This window comes from Vibrio sp. Y20_XG_PY13, assembly GCF_024181925.1.
Taxonomy (GTDB): domain Bacteria; phylum Pseudomonadota; class Gammaproteobacteria; order Enterobacterales; family Vibrionaceae; genus Vibrio; species Vibrio parahaemolyticus.
Genome location: NZ_JAMZAL010000005.1, coordinates 207,057 through 219,670, shown reverse-complemented (window position 1 = coordinate 219,670; position 12,614 = coordinate 207,057). Strand labels below are relative to the sequence as shown.

General features: G+C 45.0%; 11 protein-coding genes and 2 tRNA genes. All 13 read left to right on the top strand.

Going from position 1 to position 12,614, the window contains the following annotated elements:
• The first annotated feature begins 35 nt into the window (after positions 1–35).
• Entirely contained in the window at positions 36–665 is a 630-nt protein-coding gene (gene rlmE, locus NL646_RS14130; protein ID WP_005494062.1) for a 23S rRNA (uridine(2552)-2'-O)-methyltransferase RlmE, read from the top strand.
• Positions 666–773: 108 nt separating this feature from the next.
• Entirely contained in the window at positions 774–2,753 is a 1,980-nt protein-coding gene (gene ftsH / locus NL646_RS14125; protein WP_017447709.1) for an ATP-dependent zinc metalloprotease FtsH, read from the top strand.
• Between the two features lie 52 nt (positions 2,754–2,805).
• Positions 2,806–3,636 (top strand): dihydropteroate synthase, encoded by an 831-nt coding sequence (folP, locus tag NL646_RS14120; RefSeq protein WP_005481601.1) that lies wholly within the window; start codon positions 2,806–2,808, stop codon positions 3,634–3,636.
• 19 nt (positions 3,637–3,655) lie between these two features.
• The gene (glmM, locus tag NL646_RS14115) at positions 3,656–4,996 is read left to right on the top strand and encodes a phosphoglucosamine mutase (protein WP_005481562.1); all 1,341 of its coding nucleotides are present in this window, start codon (positions 3,656–3,658) and stop codon (positions 4,994–4,996) included.
• 222 nt (positions 4,997–5,218) lie between these two features.
• Complete coding sequence (gene secG, locus NL646_RS14110) at positions 5,219–5,557, top strand: preprotein translocase subunit SecG (protein WP_005481580.1); 339 nt, start codon at positions 5,219–5,221, stop codon at positions 5,555–5,557.
• A 15-nt stretch (positions 5,558–5,572) separates the two neighbouring features.
• Positions 5,573–5,656 (top strand) — tRNA-Leu (locus tag NL646_RS14105).
• 56 nt (positions 5,657–5,712) lie between these two features.
• Positions 5,713–5,789: transfer RNA gene (locus NL646_RS14100), tRNA-Met, on the top strand.
• 227 nt (positions 5,790–6,016) lie between these two features.
• On the top strand, positions 6,017–6,472 hold the full coding sequence (gene rimP, locus NL646_RS14095; RefSeq protein ID WP_005456065.1) for a ribosome maturation factor RimP: 456 nt from the start codon (positions 6,017–6,019) through the stop codon (positions 6,470–6,472).
• A 36-nt stretch (positions 6,473–6,508) separates the two neighbouring features.
• Complete coding sequence (gene nusA, locus NL646_RS14090; RefSeq protein ID WP_005456069.1) at positions 6,509–7,996, top strand: transcription termination factor NusA; 1,488 nt, start codon at positions 6,509–6,511, stop codon at positions 7,994–7,996.
• Between the two features lie 22 nt (positions 7,997–8,018).
• On the top strand, positions 8,019–10,736 hold the full coding sequence (infB, locus tag NL646_RS14085) for a translation initiation factor IF-2 (protein ID WP_025509227.1): 2,718 nt from the start codon (positions 8,019–8,021) through the stop codon (positions 10,734–10,736).
• Positions 10,737–10,850: 114 nt separating this feature from the next.
• Positions 10,851–11,246 carry a 30S ribosome-binding factor RbfA gene (gene rbfA / locus NL646_RS14080; RefSeq protein WP_005456060.1) on the top strand — a complete coding sequence of 132 codons (396 nt, stop codon included), beginning with the start codon at positions 10,851–10,853 and terminating at the stop codon, positions 11,244–11,246.
• The gene (gene truB, locus NL646_RS14075; protein ID WP_069533850.1) at positions 11,246–12,190 is read left to right on the top strand and encodes a tRNA pseudouridine(55) synthase TruB; all 945 of its coding nucleotides are present in this window, start codon (positions 11,246–11,248) and stop codon (positions 12,188–12,190) included. The genes rbfA and truB overlap by 1 nt, the downstream gene beginning before the upstream one ends.
• Positions 12,191–12,340: 150 nt before the next feature.
• Entirely contained in the window at positions 12,341–12,610 is a 270-nt protein-coding gene (gene rpsO, locus NL646_RS14070) for a 30S ribosomal protein S15 (protein WP_005456110.1), read from the top strand.
• The last annotated feature ends 4 nt before the right edge of the window (positions 12,611–12,614 follow it).

Below are 12,614 nucleotides of genomic sequence, written 5' to 3'. Positions count from 1 at the left end.
ACAATAGCTCCTATTTGCGCCTTGTTGGGATTAAAATGAGTAAACAAAAACATTCGGCTAGTTCTGGTCGTTGGTTGAAAGAACACTTTGATGATAAATACGCGAATGAAGCCCGTAAAAAAGGATATCGTTCACGTGCGTACTTCAAGATTGATGAAATCCAAACAAAAGATAAGTTGTTAAAACCTGGCATGACAGTGGTCGATTTAGGTGCTGCTCCGGGTGGATGGTCTCAATATGCTGCTAAAATAGTAGGAGATAGTGGTCAGATTATTGCTTGTGATTTACTTCCTATGGATCCAATAGCTGGTGTAAGTTTCTTGCAAGGTGACTTCCGAGACGATGCCGTGTTAGAGGCGTTGCTTGATAGAATTCAACCATCAATGGTTGATGTTGTAATGTCTGATATGGCGCCGAACATTGCAGGTAACAACTCTGTCGATCAACCACGCGCAATGTATTTAGTTGAATTGGCTTTAGATATGTGTCGACAAGTTCTAGCGCCTAATGGTAGCTTTGTCGTAAAGGTTTTCCAGGGTGAAGGCTTCGATCAATACGTGAAAGAAGTCCGAGACATGTTTAAAGTCGTAAAAATCAGAAAACCAGACTCATCGCGAGCGCGCTCCCGAGAAGTCTTTGTTGTAGCCACTGGTTACAAAGGTTAACTATTTTGCTCTTTCGGGAGCGTGTTAACACTATAGCTACAGTGAGTGAACTGTAGTACCCTACCTTTAATTACAATTAGTTATCGAGAGGCTTACACCTTGAGTGACATGGCAAAAAATTTAATTCTGTGGCTTGTTATCGCTGTCGTATTGATGTCGGTATTCCAGAGCTTTGGCCCTGGAGAAAGCAATGGCAGAACCGTGGATTACACCACGTTTGTACAGGAAGTTGGCCAAGGCCAGATTCAAGAAGCAACTTTTAAAGACGGTGAAATTAGCTTTGTTCGTCGTGGCGGCGGTGCCAAAATGGTCACTTACATGCCTGTGTATGATCAGAAGCTTCTAGATGACCTAATTAACCAAAACGTGAAAGTGCAAGGAACGCCTCCTGAAGAGCAAAGCTTGCTTGGCACAATTTTCATTTCTTGGTTTCCAATGATCTTACTGATTGGTGTGTGGATTTTCTTCATGCGTCAAATGCAAGGCGGCGGCGGTAAAGGCGCTATGTCTTTCGGTAAGAGTAAAGCTCGAATGATGAGCGAAGAACAAATCAAAACCACTTTCGCTGATGTTGCAGGCTGTGACGAAGCAAAAGAAGACGTAAAAGAACTTGTTGATTACCTACGTGATCCAAGCCGTTTCCAAAAACTGGGTGGTAAGATTCCAACTGGTGTTTTAATGGTTGGTCCTCCAGGTACGGGTAAAACGTTACTTGCAAAAGCTATCGCAGGTGAGGCAAAAGTACCGTTCTTTACTATTTCAGGTTCCGATTTCGTAGAAATGTTCGTTGGTGTTGGTGCATCTCGTGTACGTGACATGTTCGAGCAAGCGAAGAAAGCCGCGCCTTGTATTATCTTTATCGATGAAATCGATGCTGTAGGTCGTCAGCGTGGTGCTGGTGTAGGTGGTGGTCACGATGAACGTGAGCAAACACTGAACCAAATGCTAGTAGAAATGGATGGTTTTGAGGGCAACGAAGGTATTATCGTTATTGCTGCGACCAACCGCCCAGACGTATTAGACCCTGCATTGCTACGTCCGGGTCGTTTTGACCGTCAAGTAGTTGTAGGTCTTCCTGATGTACGCGGTCGTGAACAGATTCTAAAAGTACACATGCGCAAAGTGCCATTAGCTGGTGACGTAGAGCCTTCTCTAATCGCTCGTGGTACGCCAGGTTTCTCTGGTGCTGACCTAGCAAACTTAGTTAACGAAGCTGCGCTATTTGCTGCACGTGGCAATAAACGCAATGTCTCTATGGTTGAGTTTGAGCTAGCGAAAGACAAAATCATGATGGGTGCAGAGCGCCGTTCTATGGTGATGTCAGAAGAGACCAAAGAGTCAACGGCGTACCATGAAGCTGGTCACGCGATTGTTGGCCGTTTAGTACCTGAGCATGATCCTGTGTACAAAGTGTCTATCATTCCACGTGGTCGTGCACTTGGTGTAACGATGTACTTGCCAGAACAAGACCGCGTAAGTATGTCTCGTCAGCACTTAGAATCTATGATTTCAAGCCTGTATGGCGGTCGTCTTGCTGAAGAACTAATTTACGGTCCTGAAAAAGTATCGACAGGTGCTTCCAACGACATTGAACGTGCGACAGATATTGCTCGTAAGATGGTGACACAATGGGGCTTCTCTGAAAAACTTGGCCCTCTACTTTATGCAGAAGATGAAGGTGAAGTATTCCTTGGTCGTAGCGTAACGCAGACTAAACACATGTCTGATGATACCGCTAAGCTGATCGATGATGAGGTTCGTCAAATCATCGACCGCAACTACGACCGTGCGAAAAAGATTTTGGAAGACAACATGGACATCATGCATGCGATGAAAGATGCGCTAATGAAGTATGAAACCATTGATGCTCGCCAAATTGATGATCTCATGGAACGTAAAGCGGAAATTCGTGAGCCAGCAGGCTGGGGTGATAACCCAATGAATAAGCCAAAGGATGACGATAAGCCTCAAGCAACGCCTGAAGTGAAAGAGGAAGAGAAAGCAACGGATTCTGCGAATGCCGCAGAGCAAGTTACTTCTCAAGATTCTGCTTCAAGTGAAGTTCCAGAAAAGAAAGACTCTGAATAAAGAGTGTTGATAATAATAAACCCCGAGTTAGCTCGGGGTTTTTGTATTTATTATGATTATTACAGCAAATAACAAATCTCTCGACCTTTCTCGTCCACATGTAATGGCGATTCTTAATGTTACCCCTGATTCATTTTCTGATGGTGGTAAATTCAATTCTCTCGAACTTGCTCTTGCTCAGGTCGAAAAAATGATTACAGCAGGGGTTAGCATCATTGATGTCGGTGGTGAGTCCACACGCCCTGGTGCGCCAGATGTCTCTCTAGAAGAAGAGCTGCAACGCGTTGTTCCTGTTGTTAAGGCCATCCGAGAAAAATACGATGTATGGATCTCTGTCGATACCAGTAAAGCAGAAGTAATGCGTCAGGCTATCGCTGTTGGTGCGGATCTAATTAACGATATCCGTGCGTTACAAGAGCCTGGTGCACTTCAAGTTGCGGCTGCATCAAAACTACCTGTTTGCTTAATGCATATGAAGGGGCAACCTAGAACTATGCAGGAAAGCCCTCAGTACGAGAACTTGATGGATGACGTCGCTCAGTTTCTGGAAGAGCGCATAGCTGCTTGTGAAGCTGTAGGTATCAATAAGTCTCAACTTATCCTCGATCCTGGTTTTGGCTTTGGCAAAACCATTGAACACAATTATCATATGCTCGCTCATCTCGAGAAGTTTCATGAGTTTGGTCTGCCTATCTTGGCGGGCATGTCTCGTAAATCAATGATTTTCAAGCTGCTTGATAAGCCAGCAGCAGATTGCACTAACGCCAGTGTGGTTTGTGCCACGATTGCTGCCATGAAAGGCGCGCAGATCATTCGTGTTCATGATTTTGAAGAAACTATTGAAGCAATGAAAATTGTCGAAATGACGCAAAACAATATTTAAAAATAATAAAGGTAAGTTTATGTCGAATAAAAGACGTTACTTTGGTACGGACGGTGTACGTGGTAAAGTTGGACAGTACCCAATCACTCCAGACTTCGTACTTAAGCTTGGCTGGGCTGCTGGTCGTGTACTAGCAAAACAAGGCACAAAGAAAGTTATTATTGGTAAAGATACTCGTATCTCTGGCTACATGCTTGAATCTGCACTAGAAGCAGGTCTTGCTGCCGCAGGTCTGAAAGCAACCTTTACAGGTCCAATGCCGACACCTGCTGTCGCCTACTTAACGCAAACTTTCCGCGCAGAAGCGGGCATTGTGATTTCTGCATCGCATAACCCATATTACGACAACGGTATTAAATTCTTCTCATCTGAGGGCACAAAATTGCCTGATGATATCGAGCTTGCTATCGAAGCTGAATTGGACAAAGACATTGAATGTGTTGAGTCTTCTGAATTGGGCAAAGCGACTCGTTTAAATGATGCTGCAGGTCGTTACATCGAGTTCTGTAAAAGCACATTCCCATCGACACTCAGTCTCTCTAACTTAAAGATCGTCGTTGATTGCGCTCATGGTGCTACCTACCATATTGCTCCAAATGTCTTCAAAGAACTTGGTGCAGATGTAATCGCGATGGGTGTTGAGCCAAATGGTATCAACATCAATGAAGAAGTCGGTGCTACAGACGTTCGCGCGCTACAAAAACGCGTTGTAGAAGAGCAAGCTCATCTTGGTCTTGCATTTGATGGTGACGGCGACCGTATCATCATGGTTGACCATTTAGGTAATAAAGTCGATGGTGACCAAATTGCTTACATCATCGCACGTGATGCTCTGCGTCGTGGTGAACTAAAAGGTGGCGTGGTTGGTACATTGATGACTAACCTAGGTATGGAAAATGGCCTGAAGCAATTAGGTATTCCATTTGTTCGTGCTGCTGTCGGTGACCGCTATGTAATGGAGCAATTGCTGGCTAAAGGCTGGAAGATCGGTGCCGAAAACTCTGGTCACGTTATCTTGCTAGATAAAGTAACAACGGGAGACGCGATTGTTGCAGCTCTACAAGTGCTTGCTTCTGTTGTTGGTAGTGACATGTCACTGCACGACTTGTCGCAAGGCATGACGCTTTACCCACAAGTTTTAGAAAATGTACGTTTCGCTGGTGAAAACAACCCTCTAGAAGCGCAAGCAGTATTGGCTGCTGTAGAAGAAGTTGAAGCTGAACTAGGCGATAAAGGTCGCGTTTTACTACGTAAATCAGGTACAGAGCCTTTGATTCGCGTAATGGTAGAAGGTGAAGATGCCGAGCTTGTTCAAAGCTCAGCGCTTAAGATTGCGGATGCAGTAAAAGCAAGTTGTTAATCATTGCTTTAACGTATTTAAAGAAAGAAAAGGGCAAGTTTTGCCCTTTTTTTGAGCGCTTAACCCGCCAGCATTGATTTTTTACTAATTTTCCCTTGTCAGCGTTACTTGCTTTCGCTAGTATTGCTCCGCCTCCCGTTAGGAGGTCGCTAGCCTTGTTCATTAACGATGTTTCGATATTGAACGGCGCTGGCTCAACAATTTGGAACATAGGTGGAAAAAATGTTTTCAGTTCTACTTGTGATTTACCTGTTGGCAGCGCTTGGTGTGATTGGCCTTGTGTTGATTCAACAAGGTAAAGGCGCAGATATGGGAGCCTCGTTCGGTGCTGGTGCTTCAAACACAGTGTTTGGTGCTAGTGGCTCAGGTAATTTCTTAACCCGAACAACTGCTATTTTAGCAACCGTATTTTTTGTCGTTAGCTTGCTACTTGGTCGTATGTCTACACACAAGACCGAGTCTCAATGGGTAGACCCAACATTAGGTCAACCAGTAGTTGAACAAGTTAAAGACGCAGCGAGTGAAGTTCCAGCACCTACTGGTGATGAAATTCCTCAATAAGCTGTAAGGTTTTGTGCCGAGATGGTGAAATTGGTAGACACGCTAGCATGAGGTGCTAGTGCCTTAGGTGTGAGGGTTCGAGTCCCTCTCTCGGCACCATGTATTTACAAACTTGTAAATCACTTGTTTGCGAGTATAATGCTCAGCAAGTCGGACGCGGGGTGGAGCAGCTTGGTAGCTCGTCGGGCTCATAACCCGAAGGTCGTCGGTTCAAATCCGGCCCCCGCAACCAATCTCCTTCTTTGAATAAAGAAGTGGCAGATTGGCAAGTTTGCGTAGTGCTAACCACACTACGAGTTAAGAAAAGTAATTTTGACTATTCTTAACGTATCAGGGTCCAGCAGCATAAAACCCCGACTATCGGGGTTTTTTGTTATCTGAGTTTTTTAAATGACTCAGGTCACTGCTTGGTTTTTTGATTGGGCTCTGAGCCCTTTTTTTGTTTCTGGAGTGGTTTAAATGACTGGTTTAGAAAGACAACTTACTGAAATGCTTGAAGCGCCAGTAGAGGCATCAGGCTATGAGTTAGTTGGATTAGAATTCATTCGTGCTGGCGCGCACTCAACGTTACGCATCTACATCGACCATGAAAATGGTATTAACGTGGACGACTGTGCAGAAGTTAGCCACCAAGTAAGTGCAGTGTTAGACGTTGAAGATCCAATTTCTGTTGCTTACAGCCTAGAAGTGTCTTCTCCAGGTTTAGAAAGACCACTATTCAAAGCAGCACATTACGAGCAATTTATTGGTCACGAGGTCAGCATCGTTTTGAAAATGGCTGTAGCAAACCGTCGTAAGTGGAAAGGTATTATCCACGGCGTGGATGGCGAAACAGTGACAGTTACTGTTGAAGGTCAGCAAGAAGAGTTTGCTTTAAGTAACATTTCAAAAGCTAACCTGATCCCTAAATTTTAGGTCCCTAAAAAAGTTTAAGCTTAGAGGCTAAATACAATGAGTAAAGAAATTTTAGCGGTAGCAGAAGCGGTATCGAACGAAAAAGCGGTACCTCGTGAGCGTATCTTTGAAGCTCTTGAGATTGCTCTAGCAACTTCTACAAAGAAAAAGTACGAAATCGAAATCGACGTTCGTGTTGCTATTGACCGTAAAACTGGTGAGTTTGTAACTTACCGTCGTTGGTTGGTTGTTGACCAAGTAGAAAGCCCAACGAAAGAGATCTCTCTAGAAGCTGCTCAATATGAAGATGATTCAGTTGAGCTAGGCGATTACGTAGAAGATGAAATCGAATCAGTAACGTTTGACCGTATTACGACTCAAACGGCTAAGCAAGTTATTGTACAAAAAGTTCGTGAAGCTGAACGTGCACAAATCGTTGAGCAGTTTATCGACAACGAAGGTGATCTAATCACTGGTGTTGTTAAGAAGGTAAACCGCGACACAATCGTTCTTGACTTAGGTAACAACGCAGAAGCTGTAATCCTACGTGATGACCAACTTCCTCGTGAAAACTTCCGTCCAGGTGACCGTGTACGTGGTCTTCTGTACAAAGTTGCTCCAGAAGCGCGTGGTTTCCAATTGTTTATCACTCGTTCTAAGCCTGAAATGCTTGAAGAACTATTCCGTGTAGAAGTTCCTGAGATCGCTGAAGAAATCATCGAACTGAAAGGCGCTGCTCGTGATCCTGGTTCTCGCGCTAAGATCGCAGTGAAAACAAATGACAAACGTATTGACCCTGTTGGTGCGTGTGTTGGTATGCGTGGCGCACGTGTACAAGCTGTTTCTGGTGAGCTTGGTGGTGAGCGTATCGATATCGTGCTTTGGGATGATAACCCAGCGCAATTCGTTATCAACGCAATGGCTCCAGCAGACGTAGCTTCTATCATCGTGGATGAAGATGCACACTCAATGGACATTGCAGTTGAAGCCGACAACCTAGCACAGGCTATCGGTCGTAACGGTCAGAACGTACGTTTAGCATCTCAGCTAACGGGTTGGGAACTAAACGTAATGACAGTTGCAGATCTTCAGAAGAAACACGCTGAAGAATCACAAGCGTCTATCGAAAACTTCATGAAGTACCTAGACATCGAAGAAGACTTTGCTCAGCTGCTTGTTGAAGAAGGCTTCTCTACTCTAGAAGAAATCGCATACGTTCCAGTTAACGAGCTTCTAGAAATCGACGGCCTAAACGAAGAGCTTGTAGAAGAGCTACGTGGTCGTGCGAAAGACGCGCTAACAACAATTGCATTAGCACAAGAAGAATCTTTTGAAGGTCTAGAACCTGCAGACGATCTACTAGGTCTTGAAGGTCTAGAGCGCGAAATGGCATTCAAACTGGCAGCTAAAGGTGTAGCGACACTGGAAGATCTAGCTGACCAAGGCATTGACGATTTAGAAGGTATCGAAGGCCTGACCGAAGAACGTGCAGGCGAGCTAATTATGGCCGCACGTAACATCTGTTGGTTCGGCGAAGAAGCATAATTTCGGCAAGGAGGAAAGCGGCATGACACAATTAACAGTTAAAGCACTGAGTGATGAGATTGGTACGCCAGTCGACCGCTTGATTGAACAACTTGCTGACGCTGGCATGAAAAAGGCGAGCTCTGACAATGTAACTGATGAAGAGAAGCAAAAGCTTCTCTCTCATCTAAAGAAAGAACACGGTGATAAATCTGGTGATGCAGAGCCGACTCGCCTAACGCTTCAGCGTAAAACTCGTAGTACACTTAGTGTGAATGCGGGTGGTGGTAAGAGTAAGAATGTTCAGGTTGAGGTGCGCAAAAAACGTACATACGTGAAGCGTAGCACAATTGAAGATGAAGCTAAGCGTGAAGCAGAAGAAGTAGCAAAACGTGAAGCAGAAGAAGCAGCAAAACGCTTAGCAGAGGAAACTGCTAAGCGTGAAGCTGAAGAAGCTGCAAAACGTGAAGCTGAAGATGCTGTAAAACGTGAAGCGGAAGAAAAAGCGAAACGCGAAGCTGAAGAAAAAGCGAAGCGCGACGCAGATACGAATGCACAACGTAATGCTGAAGAAAAAGCAAAACGTGATGCTGAAGAGAAAATTAAGCAAGAAGCAGCGCGAAAAGAGGCCGACGAGCTTAAACGTCGTCAGGAAGAAGAAGCTAAGCGTAAGGCTGAAGAGGAAAGTCAGCGCAAGCTTGAGGAAGCTCGCGAATTGGCTGAAAAGAATAAAGAGCGTTGGTCTGCTGCAGAAGAGAAAAAGGGTGATATGGAAGATACAGATTACCATGTAACGACTTCACAATACGCACGTGAAGCCGAAGATGAAGCAGATCGCAAAGAAGAAGCCGGTCGTCGTAATAAGAAGAAGAAAAAACCTTCGACTAAAGACGAGCAGGCACGCAATAGCGGTCGTAGCCAACGTGGCGGTAAAGGCGGCCGTAAAGGTAAGCTAGCTAAACCAACATCAATGCAGCACGGCTTTGATAAGTCGGCGACTGTTGCTAAGCAAGATGTTGTGATTGGCGAAACAATTGTTCTTTCAGAACTTGCTAACAAGATGTCGGTTAAAGCGACAGAAGTTATCAAAGTGATGATGAAGATGGGCGCTATGGCGACTATCAACCAAGTGATCGACCAAGAAACAGCACAGCTTGTTGCTGAAGAAATGGGTCACAAAGTTGTTCTTCGTAAAGAGAACGAACTGGAAGAAGCAGTACTATCTGACCGCGATACTAATGCCGAATCAGTACCTCGTGCTCCAGTTGTTACTATCATGGGTCACGTTGACCACGGTAAAACGTCAACACTTGACTACATCCGTCGTACACACGTTGCTTCAGGCGAAGCGGGTGGTATTACACAGCACATCGGTGCTTACCACGTTGAAACTGAAAACGGTATGATCACGTTCCTTGATACTCCTGGACACGCGGCGTTTACTGCTATGCGTGCTCGTGGTGCTCAAGCGACAGATATCGTTGTTCTTGTAGTTGCAGCAGATGATGGCGTAATGCCACAAACAGTAGAAGCGATCCAACACGCGAAAGCGGCAGGTGTTCCTTTGATTGTTGCTGTGAACAAGATCGATAAAGAAGATGCGAACCCAGACAACGTTAAGAATGAGCTAGCTCAATACGACGTAATCCCTGAAGAATGGGGCGGTGAGAACATGTTCGTTCACATCTCTGCAAAACAGGGTACAAACATTGATGGCCTTCTAGAAGCAATCCTTCTTCAATCTGAAGTTCTAGAACTTACAGCTGTGAAAGAAGGTATGGCGTCTGGTGTGGTAGTTGAATCTCGTCTTGATAAAGGTCGTGGTCCAGTTGCTACAGTACTAGTTCAATCTGGTACGCTACATAAAGGCGACATCGTACTTTGTGGTCAAGAGTACGGCCGTGTTCGTGCAATGCGCGACGAACTAGGTCAAGAAATCACAGAAGCAGGTCCATCTATTCCTGTAGAGATCCTTGGTCTTTCAGGTGTGCCAGCTTCAGGTGACGAAGCTACTGTAGTACGTGATGAACGTAAAGCGCGTGAAGTTGCTAACTACCGTGCTGGTAAGTTCCGTGAAGTGAAACTTGCTCGTCAGCAGAAATCTAAACTAGAGAACATGTTCTCTAACATGACTGCCGGTGAAGTTGCCGAACTTAACGTTGTTCTTAAAGCTGACGTTCAAGGTTCTGTAGAAGCTATCGCAGACTCACTATTGAAACTATCGACTGACGAAGTGAAAGTGAACATCGTTGGTTCTGGTGTTGGTGGTATTACTGAGACTGACGTAGTACTAGCAGAAGCTTCAAACGCAATCATTCTTGGCTTTAACGTACGTGCTGATGCATCTGCTCGTCGTGCAGTTGAAGCCGCAGCAGTTGACCTACGTTACTACTCAATCATTTACCAATTGATTGACGAAGTGAAACAGGCAATGGGCGGTATGCTTGCTCCAGAATTCAAGCAAGAGATCATTGGTCTTGCTGAAGTTCGTGACGTGTTTAAGTCACCGAAACTGGGCGCAATCGCTGGCTGTATGGTTACTGAAGGTCTAATTAAGCGCAACAACCCTATCCGTGTTCTACGTGATAACGTTGTTATTTACGAAGGTGAACTAGAGTCACTACGTCGCTTTAAAGATGACGTTCAAGAAGTTAAGAATGGCTACGAATGTGGTATCGGCGTTAAGAACTACAATGACGTTCGCGTTGGTGACCAAATCGAAGTATTCGAAATCGTTGAAATTCAACGTACTCTAGACTAATTGACTAAAATTACTCATATTATCTTTGATAGATAAGTAGTAATTGGTTGTTGAATACACCATGGGGGGCTGGCTTTGACCAACCCCCCATTCTTTCTATATAAGAGAAAAGATATGTCAAAAGAATTTAGCCGCACGCAGCGTGTTGCACAGCAGCTGCAAAAAGAATTAGCAATGATCCTTCAACGTGAAGTTCGTGACTCTCGCCTTGGCATGGTGACGATCTCAGACGTAGAAGTCTCTCGTGACCTTGCTTACGCAAAAGTGTTCGTGACTTTCCTATGTGTAGGTGAGCAAACACCAGAATCATGCCTAGCGGCACTACGTGAGCATGAAGTTCACATTCGCATGATGCTTGGTAAGCGTATTCGTCTGCGTCTAACTCCAGAAATCCGCTTCTACTACGACAACACGCTCGTAGAAGGTATGCGTATGTCTAACCTAGTAACCGAAGTGGTTAACTCAGACAAGCAGAAGCAAAAGAACTCTGGCCGTGAGGACGAAGAATAATGGCTCGTCGTCGTAAAGGTCGTCCAATTAATGGTGTTATCTTGTTGGATAAACCAACAGGTATCTCTTCCAATGATGCACTGCAAAAAGTAAAGCGAATCTACTTTGCTGAGAAAGCGGGTCACACTGGTGCGTTGGACCCTCTAGCGACGGGTATGTTGCCGATCTGTTTAGGTGAAGCAACCAAGTTTTCTCAGTTCCTACTGGATTCAGACAAACGCTATCGCGTGATCGCGAAACTTGGCGAACGTACTAACACTTCAGACTCTGATGGTGAAGTGGTTGAAACGCGTCCAGTAGATGTGACTCTCGAGAAACTAGAAGCGTGTATTGAGAAGTTCCGTGGCGAATCTGACCAAGTGCCTTCGATGTTTTCTGCTTTGAAATACCAAGGCAAACCTCTGTACGAGTACGCTCGTAAAGGTATCGAAGTTCCACGTGAGTCTCGTAAAATTACGGTATACGAAATCATTCTTCACCGTTTTGAAGGTGATGAAGTTGAGATGGAGGTGCACTGTTCAAAAGGCACTTACATTCGTACTATCGTCGATGACTTGGGCGAAATGCTCGGTTGTGGTGCTCACGTAACGATGCTGCGCCGCACAGCTGTAGCCAAGTACCCTTACGAGAAAATGGTGACTCTTGAGCAGCTTAATGAGCTACTTGAGCAAGCTCATCGTGAAGAAATCGCTCCTCGCGAGTTGCTCGATCCACTGCTTATGCCAATGGACACTGCAGTTGAAGACTTACCAGAAGTAAACCTAATTCCTGAATTAGCGGATATGGTTCAGCATGGCCAACCGGTTCAAGTATTAGGTGCACCAGAGAAGGGGCCTCTGCGCCTGACTATGGGCGAAGAGCGTTTGTTTATCGGCGTTGGTGAAATGAACGATGATGGTAAGATCGCACCAAAACGTTTAGTCGTTTTCCGCGACGAAGAGTAATCTCTATCTCACTTGAAAAATACCGGCATTTAAGCCGGTATTTTTATATTGCGCCTATAAGCAAACTTCCTTATAATTCGCGCTTCTCGTGTCGGCTGAATCAGAGATTGGCTGGCACAAACATTAACTTACTCTTATTAGGAGAGAATTATGTCTCTGAATGCAGAAACTAAAGCAGCAATCGTTGCAGAATACGCACAATCTGAAGGCGACACTGGTTCACCAGAAGTTCAAGTAGCTCTACTTACAGCTTCTATCAACCACCTACAAGGTCACTTCAAAGCTCACAAAGGCGATCACCACAGCCGTCGTGGTCTTCTACGTATGGTTTCTCGCCGTCGTAAGCTTCTAGATTACCTAAAAGGTAAAGATCTAGCTCGCTACCAAGACCTAATCAAGCGTCTAGGCCTACGTCGCTAATCAG